Source organism: uncultured Citricoccus sp., from assembly GCF_937871995.1.
GTDB lineage: Bacteria > Actinomycetota > Actinomycetes > Actinomycetales > Micrococcaceae > Citricoccus.
Genome location: NZ_CALMQR010000100.1, coordinates 25,369 through 42,227 on the forward strand (window position 1 = coordinate 25,369; position 16,859 = coordinate 42,227).

13 protein-coding genes are annotated in these 16,859 nt (G+C 72.3%); 9 read left to right on the forward strand and 4 right to left on the reverse strand.

The features are described 5' to 3' along the window. The first annotated feature begins 40 nt into the window (after positions 1–40). The 4 genes from Q0283_RS11470 to Q0283_RS11485 all read left to right on the forward strand — a co-directional run bounded on the left by Q0283_RS11470 (position 41) and on the right by Q0283_RS11485 (position 4,732). Positions 41–1,498, forward strand: a complete 1,458-nt coding sequence (locus tag Q0283_RS11470) for an MFS transporter (RefSeq protein WP_183523994.1) — start codon at positions 41–43, stop codon at positions 1,496–1,498. Between the two features lie 123 nt (positions 1,499–1,621). Continuing rightward, positions 1,622–3,007, forward strand: a complete 1,386-nt coding sequence (locus Q0283_RS11475) for an MBL fold metallo-hydrolase (RefSeq protein WP_298044746.1) — start codon at positions 1,622–1,624, stop codon at positions 3,005–3,007. A gap of 186 nt (positions 3,008–3,193) precedes the next feature. Further along, the gene (locus Q0283_RS11480) at positions 3,194–3,634 is read left to right on the forward strand and encodes an Hsp20/alpha crystallin family protein (RefSeq protein WP_183523989.1); all 441 of its coding nucleotides are present in this window, start codon (positions 3,194–3,196) and stop codon (positions 3,632–3,634) included. 42 nt (positions 3,635–3,676) lie between these two features. Further along, positions 3,677–4,732, forward strand: coding sequence for a zinc-dependent alcohol dehydrogenase family protein (locus Q0283_RS11485; RefSeq protein WP_183523986.1), 1,056 nt, complete (start codon positions 3,677–3,679; stop codon positions 4,730–4,732). A gap of 54 nt (positions 4,733–4,786) precedes the next feature. Here Q0283_RS11485 and Q0283_RS11490 read toward each other — a convergent pair whose 3' ends face one another. The 3 genes from Q0283_RS11490 to Q0283_RS11500 all read right to left on the reverse strand — a co-directional run bounded on the left by Q0283_RS11490 (position 4,787) and on the right by Q0283_RS11500 (position 8,181). Beyond that, complete coding sequence (locus tag Q0283_RS11490; RefSeq protein WP_183528184.1) at positions 4,787–5,005, reverse strand: PLD nuclease N-terminal domain-containing protein; 219 nt, start codon at positions 5,003–5,005, stop codon at positions 4,787–4,789. Beyond that, positions 5,005–6,660 carry a DUF4389 domain-containing protein gene (locus Q0283_RS11495; protein WP_298044749.1) on the reverse strand — a complete coding sequence of 552 codons (1,656 nt, stop codon included), beginning with the start codon at positions 6,658–6,660 and terminating at the stop codon, positions 5,005–5,007. Before Q0283_RS11495 ends, Q0283_RS11490 begins: the two co-directional genes overlap by 1 nt. A 114-nt stretch (positions 6,661–6,774) precedes the next feature. Continuing rightward, on the reverse strand, positions 6,775–8,181 hold the full coding sequence (locus Q0283_RS11500; protein WP_183523983.1) for an NAD(P)H-quinone dehydrogenase: 1,407 nt from the start codon (positions 8,179–8,181) through the stop codon (positions 6,775–6,777). Positions 8,182–8,274: 93 nt separating this feature from the next. On the opposite strand from Q0283_RS11500, the gene Q0283_RS11505 reads away from it, so the two are divergent. The 5 genes from Q0283_RS11505 (at position 8,275) to Q0283_RS11525 (ending at position 13,012) form a co-directional block, all read left to right on the forward strand. Continuing rightward, positions 8,275–9,141, forward strand: a complete 867-nt coding sequence (locus tag Q0283_RS11505; protein ID WP_183523981.1) for a purine-nucleoside phosphorylase — start codon at positions 8,275–8,277, stop codon at positions 9,139–9,141. Positions 9,142–9,160: 19 nt separating this feature from the next. After that, positions 9,161–10,939, forward strand: a complete 1,779-nt coding sequence (locus tag Q0283_RS11510) for a phospho-sugar mutase (RefSeq protein ID WP_183523978.1) — start codon at positions 9,161–9,163, stop codon at positions 10,937–10,939. Positions 10,940–10,949: 10 nt separating this feature from the next. Further along, positions 10,950–11,600, forward strand: coding sequence for a deoxyribose-phosphate aldolase (gene deoC / locus Q0283_RS11515; protein ID WP_183523975.1), 651 nt, complete (start codon positions 10,950–10,952; stop codon positions 11,598–11,600). Between the two features lie 54 nt (positions 11,601–11,654). Next, on the forward strand, positions 11,655–11,924 hold the full coding sequence (locus Q0283_RS11520) for a hypothetical protein (protein ID WP_183523972.1): 270 nt from the start codon (positions 11,655–11,657) through the stop codon (positions 11,922–11,924). A gap of 95 nt (positions 11,925–12,019) precedes the next feature. Further along, entirely contained in the window at positions 12,020–13,012 is a 993-nt protein-coding gene (locus Q0283_RS11525; protein WP_183523969.1) for an acyltransferase family protein, read from the forward strand. A gap of 98 nt (positions 13,013–13,110) precedes the next feature. Here the strand turns inward: Q0283_RS11525 and mfd are convergent, their stop codons facing one another. Then, positions 13,111–16,833: a transcription-repair coupling factor gene (mfd, locus tag Q0283_RS11530; RefSeq protein WP_183523966.1), complete on the reverse strand. Its 3,723-nt coding sequence runs from the start codon at positions 16,831–16,833 to the stop codon at positions 13,111–13,113. Positions 16,834–16,859 lie beyond the last annotated feature (26 nt).

The following is a 16,859-nucleotide window of genomic DNA, read 5'->3' on the forward strand; positions in this document are numbered from 1 at the left end:
TCACGCGGCCATCATCATTGCCTTCCCGAGGAGTCTTGCCATGCCCGCTGACCTGTCCACCGACGGTCCGGCCTCGCCGGAGCCGGTCGACGCCAAGGACGACGGCACCGCCGAGCTGGGTGTCCCCCGCTCGCGCGTGGTGCTGGCGTCACTGATCGGGACCTCGATCGAGTTCTACGACTTCTACGTCTACGCGACCGCGGCCGTCTCGGTCTTCCCGCTGATCTTCTTCGCCTCGGGTGACGAGGGCGCCGCCCTGCTCGCGTCCATGGCGACCTTCGGCGCCGCCTTCGTCGCCCGGCCCGTCGGCTCCGTGCTGTTCGGCCACTTCGGCGACCGGATCGGGCGCAAGGCCACCCTGATCGGCTCCCTGCTGACCATGGGCATCGCCACGTTCCTCATCGGGATGCTGCCGACCTACTACCAGATCGGCCTGTGGGCCCCGGCCCTGCTGACCATCCTGCGCTTCTGCCAGGGCCTCGGCCTGGGCGGCGAGTGGTCCGGGGCGGCCCTGCTGGCCACCGAGACCGCCAAGGAGGGCAAGCGCGCCTGGGCGGCAATGTGGCCCCAGCTCGGCGCCCCGATCGGCTTCCTGCTGGCCAACGGCCTGTTCCTGATCCTGACCCTGGCCTTCAACCACGACTCCACGAACCCGGACATGGACGGCCCGTTCCTGACCTGGGTGTGGCGCCTGCCGTTCCTGCTCTCGATCCTGATGGTCGCCATCGGCATGTACGTCCGCGTGCGCCTGCAGGAGACCCCGGTGTTCCGCCGGGCCGTGGAGAACGACGAGCGCGTCAAGGCACCCCTGGGCGAGGTGTTCCGGAAGAACTGGTGGGAGCTCATCCTGGGCACCTTCATCATGCTGGCCACCTACGTGCTGTTCTACCTGATGACGACCTGGATCCTGTCCTACGCCATCGGCAACCCGGAGAAGACCGGCGGGCTCGGCGTGCCCTACTCCGACTTCCTCGTCCTGCAGCTGATCGGCATCCTGTTCTTCGCGGCGTTCGTGCCGGTGGCCGGCCTGCTCGCCGACCGCTTCGGCCGCAAGCCGACCCTGATCGTCATCACCGTGCTGCTCCTGGCCTTCGGCCTGACCTTCGGCTGGTGGCTGAGCTCCGAGTCCATCGGCCAGGGCACCGACCTGAACAGCGTGCAGATGATGCTGTTCCTGATCGTCGGCATGACGCTGATGGGCCTGACCTTCGGCCCGATGTCCGCCGTCCTGCCGGAACTGTTCCCGACCAACACCCGGTACACCGGTTCCGGCGTCGCCTACAACGTCTCCTCCATCCTCGGTGCGGCCCTGACCCCGTTCGTGGCCGCCTGGCTGGTGCAGAACTACTCGGTGGCACACGTCGGCTACTACCTGGCCTTCGCCTCCGTGCTGACGCTGGTCGCCCTGGTGCTGGCACCGGAGACGAAGACCAAGTCGCTGGATTCCGGCAGCGCCCAGTCCCGGGCCATCGCCGAGGAGATCGTCTCCGAGCCGTGATCGGCTGATCACCCCCCAGCACGACGCCGGCCCGGCACCCTCCTGCGCGAGGGTTCCGGGCCGGCGTCGTGTCCGGCAGGCCATCCCTGCCGGCCCGCCGGCGGCGGGTGCTAGCCTGCGGCCATGGTCGAGCACAAGACCGGTGATCCGGGGGTGACCCTGCGGTTCCTCGGCGGAGCCGACACGGTCACCGGCTCCCGGTTCCTCATCGAGACGCCCTCCACCCGCGTGCTGGTGGACTGCGGGATGTTCCAGGGCCTGAAGGTGCTGCGGGAGCGCAACCGGGCCCCCTTCCCCGTCCGGCCGGACTCGATCGATGCGGTCGTCCTCACGCACGCGCACCTCGACCACACCGGATATGTCCCCGCCCTGGTGCGCGACGGCTTCCGCGGACCGGTCTACGCCACGCCGGGAACGACCGACCTGGCCGCCATCATGCTGCCGGACAGCGGCTATCTCGCCGAGGAGGAGGCCCGGCGCGCGGCGCGTTACGGGTACTCCAAACACGCCAGGCCCCGGCCGCTGTACACCGCGGCGGACGCGGAACGGTCGCTGGAGAGCTTCGTCCGCGTCGACTTCGACGCCCCGCAGGAGCTGGGCGAGGGTGTCCGCTTCACGATGATCCCCGCCGGACACATCCTCGGCGCCGCCGGCGTGCGGCTCGAGGCCGGCGGGCGCTCGGTCCGCTTCACCGGCGACCTCGGACGCCGGCACGACCCGCTGATGCTCCCGCCCCGGCCCCTGGAGCAGGCCGACGTCCTGGTGACCGAGTCGACGTACGGTGACCGGCTCCACCCGGACCAGGCCCCGGAGGACGTCCTGGCCGGCATCGTGACCCGCACGGCGAAGCGGGGCGGTGTCGTGCTGATCCCCGCGTTCGCGGTGGGACGCACCGAGACGGTCCTCTACCACCTCTCCCGGTTGCTGGAGAGCGGACGGATCCCGGACATCCCCGTGTACCTGAACAGCCCGATGGCCATCGACGCGGCGGCCATCTACCAGCGCTATCCCCAGGAGCACCGCCTGGACGCGCGCGCACTGCGCCGGATGTACGGGCTCGCCCGGCTCGTCCGCGATCCGGACGAGTCGAGGCTGCTCAACCTGCGCGGCGGGCCGATGATCATCCTCTCCGCCAGCGGCATGCTCACGGGCGGGCGGATCCTGCACCACGTCGTCGCCTACGGATCCGACCGGCGCAACGCCATCGTCCTCACGGGGTACCAGGCCGTGGGGACCCGCGGCTCCGCCCTGCTCAGCGGCGCCGACTCCCTGCGCATCTTCGGCGCCGACGTCCCCATCCACGCGGAGGTCGTGTCGATCGACGGCATGTCCGCGCACGCGGATGCCGACGAACTGTTCTCCTGGATCGCCGCCGCCCCCCGCCCGCCGGACGTCGTCTACCCGGTGCACGGGGAACGGGTGGCCTCCGATGCCCTGCGCGCCCGGCTGCAACGTTCCCTGGGCTGGCGCGCGCGCACGCCCGAGCACCTCGAGCGCGTGCGGATCTGACGCGGTCCGGAGCCGACGGCACCGGGCCGCGTCGTGGCGGTGCGGGGGTCCGGTCAGGGGGTCCGTGGGATGTTCACACCGCGCGGTGGCGATACCTACCATGGGCCCGTACCCGGGCCCATGGGCCGTCCGTGATCCTCCGGAGCGTGCCCGCCCACACCACCGAAGCACTGGAGGACGGACATCATGAGCGACCTGCTGAGGCGCGGCCACTTCCCCGAACGCCGTATGCCCTTCGACATGCCGGAGACCTTCCGGCGGCTGTTCGAGGGCGAACTGGACAAGGGCATGATCCGGGTCGAGGAGGAGGCCCGCGAGAACGAGTTGTGCATCCGTGCCGAACTGCCCGGGATCGACCCGGACCAGGACATCGACATCAGCGTGGCCGAGGGCATGCTGACCATCAGCGCCGAACGCCGCCAGGAGGAGCGCCACGAGGACAAGGAGGGGTTCCGCTCCGAGTTCCGCTACGGGTCCTTCTACCGGAGCCTGCCCCTGCCGGCCAACGCCACGGCCGAGGACATCAAGGCCTCCTACAGGGACGGGGTCCTGGAGATCACCATTCCGGTCCCCACGCCCCCCGCGGAGGACACCACCGGTCGCAAGATCCCGATCAACCGCGCCTAGGACCGCGCCGGATCCCGGCGTCCCACGAAGGAGGAGTCCCGCATGAAGGCCATGGTCTACGGCGGACCGGGGCAGAAGTCCTGGACCGAGGTCCCCGACCCGTCCGTCCAGCAGCCCACGGACGCCATCGTCGAGATCGAGACCACGACGATCTGCGGCACCGACCTCCACATCCTCAAGGGCGACGTCCCGGCCGTCCGGCCGGGACGCGTCCTGGGTCACGAGGGAGTCGGCCGGGTGGTGGAGACGGGACCGGCCGTGACCGGGGTGGGTGTCGGAGACCGGGTACTGGTGTCCTGCATCTCCTCCTGCGGCCGGTGCGCGTACTGCATCGCCGGGCTCAACTCCCACTGCCTCGGGCAGGAGGGACAGTCGGGGATCGGCTGGGTCCTGGGCCACCTGATCGACGGCACCCAGGCCGAGTACGTGCGGATCCCCTATGCGGACACCTCCCTGCACCGGCTCCCGGACAGTGTCTCCGACACGCAGGGGACCATGCTCTCGGACATCCTGCCCACCGGTTTCGAGATCGGGGTGCGGTACGGCCAGGTCCAGCCCGGGGACACGGTCGCCGTGGTGGGTGCGGGTCCGATCGGACTGGCCGTCATCCTCACCTCGTCCCTCCACGGTGCCGCGCGGGTCATCGCCCTGGACCTGGAGGAGACGCGCCTGGAGCTGGCCCGGTCCTTCGGGGCCACCGAGACGGTCCTGACGTCCTCACCGGACTGGCGCACGGTCGTGGACGGCCTGACGGAGGGACGCGGAGCAGACGTGGCCGTCGAGGCCGTCGGTGTCCCCGAGACCTTCCAGATGGCGCTGGACCTGGTCCGGCCGGGCGGCCACGTGGCCAACGTGGGCGTCCACGGCGCACCCGTGGAGTTCCACCTGGAGGACCTGTGGATCCAGAACCTCACCATCACCACCGGGCTGGTCAACACGAACACCACGCCCATGCTGCTGCGGCTGGTGGCCAGCGGACGGCTGCCGGCCGAGCAGTTCGCCACCCACCGGTTCACGTTCGACGACGTCATGGACGCCTACGACACCTTCGCCCGCCCGGCCGAGACCAGGGCACTGAAGGTCGTCATCACGAGGTGATCGCCCGGGGGGCCGTCCACGGGCCCCCTGTGCCGGCCCGGTTCGCCCCCCGGCTCACCGACGGCGGCCGCGGAGGAAGTACAGAACGGGGCCGACGAAGTTCACGGCGATGACCGCGGCCCAGACCGCCTTGCGACCGTTGACCTGGCCGGCCGGCCGGCGGGCCAGGTCCACCCAGGCCGTGACGGCCAGGGACACCTGGACCGAGGCCAGGGTCAGGATCCCGGCCTGCTCACGCGGGCTGAGGTCACGCCACCTCCGGTGCGGGCGCATCACGGCACCCGGGGATCCGGCCCCGTGGAGGACGCCTGCGGTCCAGCCGGTCCGCCGGGCGGACGGGCTCCGGGGGCGGCCTCTGGCGGCACCGCCGGAACCGGTTCCACCGGGCCCTGGTCGAGCCGGAACGGCGGGTACTCGTCCCGCAGCAGCAGGACGTACGCCGAGACCCGGTACGTCCAGCGGTTCAGGCCCACGACGAAGTCGAAGAGCCCGGTGCTGTACCTGCCGGTGAACAGCAGGGCGACGGCCGCAACGAGGATGAGCAGTCCCAGCAGCGAGAAACCCCAGCCGAGGCCCGAACCGCCCGCGTAGTAACCCCAGCCGATGCCCGAGCCACCCGTGAAGATGCCGACGATGAGCAGGTGGGGGATGGCCAGCAGCCACCACTTCACCAGCACCAGTCCGCGCGACAGGCGATCCGGGTAGGCCACGTCCAACCCGGCCGGATAGTCGGCGCGGGCCAGGGTGAACGGCGGATACCGGTCCGTGCCCAGGGCCGAGTATCCGTAGAACCCCACCCGCCACGACCAGCGCAGCACCCCCACCGTGAAGGCGAACCAGCCCCGCGGATACCGGCCGGTGACGAGGATGGCGATGCCGGCCGCGACCGTGGTCACGAACAGGGCGAACCACAGCAGGGCGAGCACGATGTAGTGCGGGATCGCCAGCAGCCACTTGACCAGCCACAACCAACGGGACACCGGCGGGTCCAGTCGGCCGGTGAAGCGCACAGGGGATGCGCCCCTCGGCAGACGCCCGGACCCGGGGACCGACGCCGGAGCCGCACCGGGCCCCTGCCGGCGGCGATCCCTCCCGACGCGCGCGGCGGGCTCGACGTCCCGGCCCAGGCCCGTTGTCCCGAGGAGCAGCAGCGGAATGCCGATGACAGTGCTGATCAGGCCGGCCCACAGCAGTCCGTTGCCGACCGGGCCGATCAGCTCAGAGCGTGCCCCGGCCTGCAGGTCCACCCAGACCGGCCGGTCGGCGTTCGCGTTCATCACCACGAGGGTCCACCGCCCCGGCTGCGGGGCGAACGTGATCTCCTGCGGCCCGGCGCCCGATGCGGAGACGGCCCAGAAGTCTTCCCCGGCCGGCGGACCCGGCCGGCGATCACCGGGCGTGACCGGCACGTCGTCGCGCATCCTGTCCGAGTCCCAGTCCCGGTCCCAGTCGTCGGAATACGCGTCCGGGATGCTGCGGGGCCAGGCCCGGGGCGCGTCCCAGTCGGTGGCGAGCAGGAGCGAGCGCGGGACATCGGCCAGGTACTCCCGGACATCAGTCTCCTCAGCGATGCCGACGAAGACCTCGTCCTGCGGGACCACGGGGCTCGCCCGCAGTTGCACGCTGCCCAGGTCCGAGAGGTCCACGGTTCCGGACGTGACGGGCTCACCGGCGTCGATCACCACGGCGGGGCTGACCAGGGCGTAGCCGGTGCTGCGGTACCTCTCGGTGTCCCCCAGCAGGTAGCGGCCGTCCTGCTGGGCCGCGTCGGCCCGGAGCAGGACGGCACCGCCGGAGAGCAGGCCCAGGCCCAGCACGCCCAGGAGCACACCGAGGACGAGCAGCACCCAGTGGCCCGGTCTCATCCGGGTGGACGGCGAGGGGTCCGGGACGGCGGACGCGGTCGGCGGGGTGGGATAGGCGGTCATCACGATTACCTCGAGACGGACTGGGCCGGATGGCCCGGACTCTAGTGGCTGTCCCGTGCCCAGATCCAGAGCCGCCCGCCGCCCCCGGGGCGCCGCGCCGGACCGTCCCGCCGGCTACAGGTGGACGTGCAGCCGCCGGGCGGCCTCCGAGATCGAGCCGGACACCGAGGGGTACACGGTGTAGGTGTTGGCCAGGTCGTCCACGTGGAGCTTGTGGGTGACCGCCAGGGCCAGGGCATAGATCAGCTCGGAGGCCCGGGGGGCCACCACCACGCCGCCGATCACGGTGCCGGAGCCCTTGCGGGCGAAGATCTTGACGAAACCGTGGGTGACGTTCTGCATCTTCGCCCGGGGGTTGGTGGCCAGGTCGAGCTTGATGGTGTCCGCCTGGTACTTGCCGGAGGCGATCTGGGCCTCCGTGACCCCCACGGTGGCGATCTCGGGCGAGGTGAAGATGTTCGAGGAGACCAGGTGGGGCTGGAACGGCTTGACGGCATCCCCCATCAGGTGGGCCACGGCCACCCGCCCCTGCATGGCCGCCACGGAGGCCAGGGCGAACACCCCGGTGCAGTCGCCGGCGGCGTAGATCGTGGGCACCGAGGTGCGGGAGACGCCGTCGACCGCGACGTGCCCCGACTCGGTGAGCCGGACCCCGGCCTCCTCCAGCCCGATGCCGGCGGTGTTGGGCACCCCGCCCACGGCCAGCAGGCAGTGGCTTCCCTCCAGCACCCTGCCGCCGGTCAGGTGCACGCGCACACCGTCGGCGGTGCGCTCGACGGACTCCGCACGCGTCTTGCCGATCACCGTGACACCGTCCTCGACGAAGGCGTCCTCCAGCACCGCCGCGGCGTCCTGGTCCTCCCCCGGCAGCACCCGGTCACGGGACGAGACCAGGGAGACCCGGGCGCCCAGCAGGTTGTAGGCGGAGGCGAACTCGGCACCCGTCACCCCGGAACCCACCACGATCATGTGCTCGGGCACCTCGGTCAGGCTGTAGACCTGGGTCCAGTTGAAGATCCGCTCACCGTCCGGCCGGGCCGTCGGCAACTCCCGGGGATCCGCGCCGGTGGAGACGAGGATGGCGTCGGACTCGATCGTCTCGGTGCCCGCGGGCGTGGTGGCCTGGACCGTCGTCGGGCCCGCCACGCGTCCCTCACCGATGATCACCCGGACGCCCAGGCGCTCCAGCGCCCGGTGGATGTCCCGGGACTGCTGCAGCGCCAGGGCCAGCAGGCGCTGGTCCACGACCTTCATGTCCGCCTTCGGCACCGACTCGCCCAGGGTGACCCCGAGTCCGGAGGCGCGGCCGGCCCGGCGCATCGAGTCCGCCGTGGCGATGAGGGTCTTGGAGGGGACCACGTCGGTCAGCACCGCCGAGCCACCCATGCCCTTGCGTTCGACGACGGTCACCTTCGCTCCGAGCTTGGCGGCCACCATGGCGGCCTCGTAGCCGCCCGGCCCGCCGCCGATGATCGTCAGGGATGGATGGGGGATGATCTGGGTGCTGGTCACGGTCCCCATTCTGTCCAACCGCGGGGGATTGTGGAAACCACCCGGTCGGCCACCGCGGCCCGGCCGGGATGGCCCCGGTGACCGCCGCGTAGGATATGCGTCGTGACGGACCCTTCCACGAACCTCCTGCCCACCGACTCCTCCCCCCTGGTCGGCGACCACCCCGGTTTCGACGAGGCCCGCCGGGCGGCGGTCGCCCTCGCGCACGCCACCGAGGCCGAGGTGACGGGCCCGGGCAGCCACCGGATCGCCGTCGTGCTCGGGTCCGGCTGGGGCGGCGCCGCCGAGCTGATCGGCGAGACCACCCACACCGTGCCCACCGCCGACCTGCCCGGCTTCGCCGCGCCCAGCGTCCCCGGCCACAACCCCACGGTGCGCTCCGTGCGGCTCACGGACGGCCGGCGGGCACTCGTGTTCGGCTCGAGGACGCACTACTACGAGCACCGCGACGCCGGCGCCGTGGCGCACACGGTCCGCACGGCCGCCGCTGCCGGCGTGGAGACGGTGGTGCTCACCAACGGCTGCGGTTCACTGGTCCCCGAGTGGGGTCCGGGCACGCCGGTGCTGGTGGCCGACCACATCAACCTCACGGGGGCCACCCCGCTGGCCGGTGCCAACTTCGTGGACCTGACGGACCTGTACTCCCCGCGGATCCGGGACATCGCCCGGTCGGTGGACCCGGGCCTGCCCGAGGGCGTCTACGTGCAGTTCGCCGGGCCCCAGTACGAGACGCCCGCCGAGGTCCGTTACGCCAAGGCGATCGGCGGCGACCTGGTCGGGATGTCCACCGCACTGGACGCGATCGCCGCCCGGCACGCCGGGCTGGAGGTCTTCGGCATCTCGCTGGTGACCAATGCCGCGGCCGGCTTCAGCGGCGAGCCGCTCAGCCACGACGAGGTGGTCCAGGCCGGCCGCGACGCCGGTCCCCGGATCTCCGCCCTGCTGGCCGGGATCATCGAACGCATCTGAGAACGCGGAAGGGCAGGACATGACTGACACCCCGGGGCCGGATCCGGAATTGCTCGCCGTCGCGGAGGACTGGGCCCGCCAGGATCCCGACGACCGCGACCGCGCGCTCCTGGAGGCCGAGATCGTCGCCGCGCGGGCCGGGGACCCGCTGGCGACCGCCTCCCTGACCAGCCGGTTCGCCGGCCCGCTGGCCTTCGGCACCGCCGGGCTGCGCGCCGAGGAGGGCCCCGGCCCGGCGCGGATGAACCGTGCCGTCGTGCGGCGCACCGCGGCCGGCCTGGCGCGCTACCTGCTGGCCCGGCTCGGTGACGCCCGGGGCGACGGGGCGGACGCCGCCCGCCCGCCGCGCGTCGTCGTCGGTTACGACGCCCGCCGCGGCTCGGAGCGATTCGCCCTGGACTCGGTGGCCGTCTTCGCCGCCGCCGGCCTGGAGGCGGTCCTGATGCCGCGGCCCCTGCCCACCCCGGTGCTCGCCTTCGCCGTGCGGCACCTGGACGCCGACGCCGGCGTCATGGTCACCGCCAGCCACAACCCGCCGGCCGACAACGGCTACAAGGTCTACCTCGGCGGGCGGATGACGGACGAGGCCGGGCGCGGGGCACAGATCACCACCCCGTCCGACGCGGAGATCGCCGGCCACATCGACCACGCCGCCCGCCTCGAGTCCATCCCGCTGGCCCCCGACGGCTGGACCGTGCTGGACGAGGGCATCGTGGGCGCCTACCGGCTCGCGGCCCGCGTGGTCCTGGCCACCCCGGACCACTCCGTCACCGTCCCCGCACGGCACCTGGACGTCGTGTACACCCCCCTGCACGGCGTGGGCGGGGCGGTGCTGCCCGACCTGTTCGAGGACGCCGGCTTCGCCCGGCCGTACGTGGTGCCCGAGCAGGCCGAGCCGGATCCCGCGTTCCCCACGGTCGCCTTCCCCAACCCCGAGGAACCCGGCGCCATGGACCTCGCGCTCGCCGCGGCGGCCGAACGCGGCGCCGACCTGGTGATCGCCAACGACCCCGACGCCGACCGGCTGGCCCTGGCCGTCCCGGTGCCGCAGCGCCCGGACCGGGCGGGCACGGGCGGGCCGGGCTGGCGCATGCTCACCGGTGACGAGGTGGGCGTGCTGCTCGGCCACCAGCTGATCGACCGGCTCCGTCCGACCGGGGCCGTGATGGCCAGCTCGGTGGTGTCCTCCCGGCTGCTGTCCCGGCTCGCCGCGGAGCTCGGCGTGACCCACGAGACCACGCTGACCGGGTTCAAGTGGATCGGCCGGGTCCCCGGGCTGGGCTACGGCTACGAGGAGGCCCTGGGGTACTGCGTGGCCCCGGACCTGGTGCGGGACAAGGACGGGATGACCGCGGCCCTCGTGGCCGCCGAGATGGCCGCCTCGCTCGCGGCCGAGGGCCGGACCCTGCTGGACGTCCTGGACGCGATCGCCCTGCAGTTCGGCGTGACCGTGACCGGCCAGCTCTCCCTCCGGGTGGCGGACACGGCCCTGCTGGAGGCGATGATGACCCGGTTGCGGGTCACGCCGCCGACCAGCCTCGCCGGCCATGACGTCACCGCGGCGGTGGACCTGTCCCAGGGCTACCGCGGCCTGCCGGCGACCGATGCCCTGATGTACACCACCGCGGACGACTCCCGGGTGGTCGTGCGCCCCTCCGGGACCGAGCCCAAGCTCAAGTGCTACCTCGAGGTCGTCCGCCCGGTCGACTCCGCGGCCGACCTGCCCACGGTCCGCGCCGAGGCCGGCGCCGCCCTGGAGCAGCTGGAGCGGTCCGTGGCCGAGGCCCTGGGCCAGTAGGCTGGAACCCATGGATCTCGCCCAGTACATCGACCACACCCTGCTCAAGCCCCAGGCCTCCCGCCAGGACATCCTGGACCTGTGCGCCGAGGCCGCCGCGGCGAAGGTGAAGAGCGTCTGCGTGAACCCCGTGTGGGTGTCCACGGTGCACGAGGCCCTGGCCGGCAGCGGCGTGCTCACCTGCGCCGTGGCGGGATTCCCGCTGGGCGCCACCACCACCGCCGTCAAGGTGTCCGAGGCCGCCGGTGCCGTGGCCGACGGTGCCGATGAGGTGGACATGGTCATCGACATCGCCGCCGCCCTGGCCGGGGACAACGCCGCGCTGGTGGCGGACATCGGCGCCGTGGCCGAGGCGGTGCACGCAGGCGGGGCGATCCTGAAGGTCATCATCGAGACCTGCCTGCTGGACGACGCCGCCAAGGAACTGGCCTGCCGGGCGGCCGTCGAGGCCGGTGCCGACTTCGTCAAGACCTCCACGGGCTTCTCCACCGGGGGCGCCACCGTCGAGGACGTCGCCCTGATGCGCCGCGTGGTGGGGCCCGAGGTGGGGGTCAAGGCCTCCGGCGGCGTCCGCACCCGTCAGGACGCCCTGAACATGATCGACGCCGGCGCCACGAGGATCGGCGCCAGCTCCGCCCTTGCTATCCTGAAGACGAGCTGACGCACGGGCCCATCCCGCGTCGGCAATCGCTCGCACCAGTACTGAGGAGACATCGTGATCGTCAACGGCAAGCCCAAGAGCTACTCCGGTCAGGGCAACTTCTGGGGCAACATCCTGGTGACGGCCGTCTGCTTCGTCCTGTTCGTCGGCTCCCTCTACGCCATGGGCTGGTGGGACTTCGAGAACGCCTGGATCCCCGGCATCGCCGCCCTGGTCCTGGCCACGCTCGCCTTCATCATCCCCCAGGGGGTCATCGGCCGCGGTGACACCGTGGACCACGAGGCCATCCACGCCGAGGCCACGGTCGCACGCCGCGGCCACTGAGCCCGGCGTCCCGGACACCGGGACCGGAGGGTCCTATCCCCCACCCAGACACCTCGGCCTCGCCGGCCACCAGACGTCCACGCCGGAACACCGGCGTGGACGTTCTGCGTATCGTCTCCATCGCCGCCGTCGTCCTCGGCCACGCCTACGGGCCGCGGCTGCCCGGCAGCGAGTACCTGGAGATCTGGCGGATGCCGCTGTTCTTCTTCCTGACCGGTTACTTCTGGACCCTGGGCCGGCCGTTCGCCCACGAACTGCGCGCCCGCTGGAAGACCCTGGCGATCCCCTACCTGGTCTGGGCCGTGATCATGAGCGTGCCGGCCTGGCTGTGGACCCGCGGTGCCCCGGCCGAGTTCTGGCCCCTGATGGCCACCGGCTGGTACGGGGGATCGGACCAGACCCCGCCGTGGTGGGCCTTCTGGTTCATCTCGGTGCTGTTCTTCGTGACGCTGCTGCGCCGCTGGCTCGAGTACTTCCCGCCGTGGGTGGCCTGGGCGGTCTCGGTGGGCGGCCTGCTGCTGTCCCTGATCCCGGACTCGTTCCTGGGCCGGACGCCGCTGGGGATGGGCCTGGCCCTGCCCTGCCTGTTCTTCGTCCTGGCCGGTGAGCTGTTCCGCTACCAGGTCCAGCCCCGGATCACCCGGTACCGCGCCGTGACGGGAACCTGCATCCTCCTGTTGGGCCTGCTGGCGGTGCGCCTGGGCGTGGAACCCCTGAACATCAAGTTCGCCGGGTTCGGGCAGTTCCTGCTGAGCCCCGTGGTCGGCACGGCCATGGCCGCCGGCCTGGTGCTCGTGTTCGGCACGGTGGTGGACCGGTTCGTCCGTGATGCGGCGCCGGCGGTCAACGCCCTCGTGCGCACCGGCACCGTGGTGGTGCTGTTCCACGGGTGGCTGTTGCAGACCCTCGTCGCCTCCGGCGTCCTGGACGACGCCGCCAAGTTCGTCCTGTGCCTGCTCATCAGCTGGTCCGTGGGCCTGCTGATCAACGCCACCCCGCTGTCCCCGTGGCTCTCCGGCGTCCCGGCCCCGGACTGGTGGACCCGCTGGCGGGCCCACCGCGAGTACCTGGCGGGCCGGCACCACTAGGCCGCCGACCGCACTGGGTCACCGGCGGACCCTGGTCGCCGGCAGTCCCGGGCGGCCGGCGGACCCGGGTCGCCGGCGGTCCCGGGTGACCGGCGGCCCTAGGCGGCCGGCTGGTCCGGCAGGAAGATCGCCTTGAGCACCTGGGCGGCCCAGTCCAGCAGGGGCAGGTCCACGAGGTCCTTGCCGCCCACCGGGGCGGTCCTGGGCCGCGGGATCATCACCGCGTTCAGCGCCGGCTTGACCGAGGCCCCCTTGTACATGCGCTTCAGCCGCATCTCCCGGGACTCGGGCAGGTCCGCCGGGCCGAACTTCACGTTCTGGCCCATCAGCATGACCTCGGTGACGCCGGCGGCCCGGGCGGCGTTGCGGAACCGCGCCACGGCCACCAGGTTCTGCGCGGCCCCGGGCAGCTCGCCGTAGCGGTCCTGCAGCTCCTCCACCACCGCGTCGACCGCGGCGTCGTCGTTGGCCTGGGCCAGGTTGCGGTAGGCCTCCAGCCGCAGCCGCTCCCCCGGCACGTAGTCGTGCGGCAGGTGGGCGTTGATCGGCAGCTCCACCTTGACCTCGGCGGGGGCGGTCTCCTCCCCGCCCTTGAAGTCGGCCACGGCCTCACCCACCATCCGCAGGTACAGGTCGAACCCGACCCCGGCGATGTGCCCGGACTGCTCGCCGCCGAGCAGGTTGCCGGCGCCGCGGATCTCCAGGTCCTTCATGGCCAGTTGCATGCCGGAGCCGAGCTCGTTGTGCGCGGCCACGGCCTTGAGCCGTTCCAGGGCGGTCTCCCCCAGCGGCTTCTCGGCGTCGTACAGGAAGTAGGCGTAGGCGCGGTCCCGACCACGGCCCACCCGCCCGCGCAGCTGGTGCAGCTGGGACAGGCCGTAGGCGTCGGCGCGGTCGATGATCAGCGTGTTGGCGTTGGCGATGTCCAGGCCGGTCTCGATGATCGTGGTGGAGACCAGCACGTCGAACTTCCGCTCCCAGAAGTCCACCATCACCTGCTCCAGCCGGTTCTCGCCCATCTTGCCGTGGGCCACCACCACGCGCGCCTCGGGGACCAGCTCGCGGATCCGCGCGGCCACCTTGTCGATGGACGAGACGCGGTTGTGCACCACGAACACCTGGCCCTCGCGCATCAGCTCGCGGCGGACCGCCGCGGTGACCTGCTGGTCCGTGTACGGGCCCACGTAGGTCAGCACCGGGTGCCGTTCCTCGGGGGCCGTGGCCAGGGTGGAGGTCTCCCGGATCCCCGTCAGGGACATCTCCAGGGTGCGCGGGATGGGGGTGGCGGACATGGCCAGCACGTCCACGTTGGTGCGCATCGTCTTCAGCGCCTCCTTGTGCTCCACCCCGAAGCGCTGTTCCTCGTCCACGATCACCAGTCCCAGGTCCTTGAACCGGATCTCCTTGGACAGCAGCCGGTGGGTGCCGATGACCACGTCCACCGACCCCTCGGCCATCCCGTCGAGGGTCTCCTTGGACTCCGCGGCGTTCTGGAACCGGGACAGCGCCCTGACCTTGACGGGGAAGCCGGCGAACCGTTCGGTGAAGGTCTCGTGGTGCTGGCGGGCGAGCAGCGTCGTCGGGACCAGCACCGCCACCTGCTTGCCGTCCTGGACGGCCTTGAAGGCCGCCCGGACCGCGACCTCGGTCTTGCCGAAGCCGACGTCACCGGAGATCAGCCGGTCCATGGGGACCGCGGCCTCCATGTCCTGCTTGACCTCGTTGATGGTGGTGAGCTGGTCCGGGGTCTCGATGAACGCGAAGGACTCCTCGAGCTCGCGCTGCCACGGGGTGTCCGCGGCGAAGGAGTGACCCCTCGAGGCCATCCGGGCCGAGTACAGGCGGATCAGTTCCCCGGCGATCTGCTTGGTCGCCTTCTTCGCCTTGGACTTGGTGGAGGCCCAGTCCGAACCGCCCATCTTGGACAGGCTCGGCGCCTCCCCGCCGACGTACCGGCTCACCTGGTCCAGCTGGTCCGTGGGCACGAAGAGCCGGTCCCCCGGCGCCCCGCGCTTGGACGGGGCGTACTCGAGCACGAGGTACTCGCGGTAGGACTCCCCGGTGGCCGAGCTGCCGGCGCCCCCGGCCGTCCCGGCACCGGCCACCTTGCGGCGCTGCAGTTCCACGAACCGGGCGATGCCGTGCTGGCTGTGCACCACGTAGTCGCCCTCGGTCAGGCTCAGCGGGTCCACCGCGTTGCGGCGCTTGCGGGCCAGGGTCTTGGTGGCCCCGCGCGGCCCGGAGACCCGGTTGCGCCCGAACAGGTCCTGCTCGGTCAGCAGGGCCACCTTCGCCTGCTGCATCGCGAAGCCGGAACCGGCGACGGCGGTGGTGATGGTCACCTGTCCGGGCTGCGGCTCGGCGGGCACGGTCTCCACCACGACGGCGGGCAGTCCGGACTCGCCGAGCAGCTCGGCCAGCCGCCGGGCCGGGCCGGGCCCGTCGGTGGCCACGACCGCCTGCCAGCCCTCGGCGCACCGCTGGCTGACGTGCTGGATCATGGCGTCCACGTCCCCGTGGAAGCCGCGCGGCTCGGTGAACGCGGTGCGCAACGCGGAGGCGTCGGGGAGCAGTTCGACGTCGGCCCCCAGCGCGGTGAGCTGCCACCAGCCCTGGAAGCGCCCCAGCGCGGTGGCGCGGGTCTCCGCGAGGGTGGCGAAGCCGCCCGCCCCCGCCTGGCCGGTGTCGGGACCGGATCCGGCGGCGCCGCCCAGCGCGGCGATGTCCACCGGGGCCGCACCGCCCTGGGAGGCGGAGGCCCAGGCCGCGGTGAGGAACTCCTCGTTGGTGTTGAGCAGGTCGTCGGCGCGGTGCCGGACCTTCTCCGGTTCCACCAGGACGGTCAACGAGTCCTCGGGGAGCAGCTCCAGGAACGGGACCATACCGTCCGCGAGCACCGGCGCCAGGGACTCCATGCCCTCTACCGCGATGCCCTCGGCGATCCGCTCGAGCATGTCCACGGCTCCGGGCAGGGACGGCTGGAGGTCCCGGGCACGGCGGCGGACGGAGTCGGTCAGCAACAGCTCGCGGCACGGCGGGGCGTACAGCGTGGTGGGGTGGCCGGAGCCGTCACCGGTGGCGTCCTGCAGGGAGCGCTGGTCCGCCACGGAGAAGTACCGCATCTGCTCCACGGTGTCCCCGAAGAACTCGATGCGCAGCGGGTGGGCCTCGGTGGGCGGGAAGACGTCCAGCAGCCCGCCGCGCACGGCGTACTCCCCGCGGCGCGAGACCATGTCCACCCGCGAGTAGGCGGCGTCGGCCAGGGCCTGGACCACCGCGTCGAAGTCGTGGTCCTCGCCCACGCGGATGCGCACCGGGGTCAGGTCGCCGAGCCCGGCCACGAGGGGCTGGAGCACCGAGCGGACCGGGGCGGTCACCACGACCAGGGGCGGCCGGCCGGCCTCACCGGGGTGGGTCAGGCGGCGCAGCACCGCCAGGCGGTTGCCCACGGTGTCCGAGCGCGGCGAGAGCCGTTCGTGCGGCAGGGTCTCCCAGGACGGGAAGTGGGCCACGGTCTCCGGGTCCATCCAGCCGGCCAGGTCCGCCGCGAGGTCCTCGGACTCCCGGGAGGTGGCGGTCACCAGCAGGACGACGCCGGGCCGGGCCAGGCCCCGCCCGGCGTCCTGTGGGACCCTTGACATCCCGTGGTGCGCGCCGGCGAGCATGGCCGCCAGGGGTGCCCGGGCGCCGTCGGGCAGGCTGATCTCCAGGTCCTCGGTGCGGTCGGCTCCGGTCCGGCCGGCGGAGACGACGGCGGCGGCGACGGACGGGTCCTGCAGCAGGGCGGGAAACAGCCCTGCCAGCGGGTGGGGTGTGGTCATTCATCCCAGCATAGTTGCTCCGATAG

Coding starts and splice junctions, on each gene's coding strand:
- Q0283_RS11475 (WP_298044746.1), top strand. CDS start 1,622: ATGGTCGAGCACAAGACCGGTGATCCGGGGGTGACCCTGCGGTTCCTC.
- Q0283_RS11510 (WP_183523978.1), top strand. CDS start 9,161: ATGACTGACACCCCGGGGCCGGATCCGGAATTGCTCGCCGTCGCGGAG.
- Q0283_RS11480 (WP_183523989.1), top strand. CDS start 3,194: ATGAGCGACCTGCTGAGGCGCGGCCACTTCCCCGAACGCCGTATGCCC.
- mfd (WP_183523966.1), bottom strand. CDS start 16,833: ATGACCACACCCCACCCGCTGGCAGGGCTGTTTCCCGCCCTGCTGCAG.
- deoC (WP_183523975.1), top strand. CDS start 10,950: ATGGATCTCGCCCAGTACATCGACCACACCCTGCTCAAGCCCCAGGCC.
- Q0283_RS11470 (WP_183523994.1), top strand. CDS start 41: ATGCCCGCTGACCTGTCCACCGACGGTCCGGCCTCGCCGGAGCCGGTC.
- Q0283_RS11495 (WP_298044749.1), bottom strand. CDS start 6,660: ATGACCGCCTATCCCACCCCGCCGACCGCGTCCGCCGTCCCGGACCCC.
- Q0283_RS11485 (WP_183523986.1), top strand. CDS start 3,677: ATGAAGGCCATGGTCTACGGCGGACCGGGGCAGAAGTCCTGGACCGAG.
- Q0283_RS11500 (WP_183523983.1), bottom strand. CDS start 8,181: ATGGGGACCGTGACCAGCACCCAGATCATCCCCCATCCATCCCTGACG.
- Q0283_RS11490 (WP_183528184.1), bottom strand. CDS start 5,005: ATGCGCCCGCACCGGAGGTGGCGTGACCTCAGCCCGCGTGAGCAGGCC.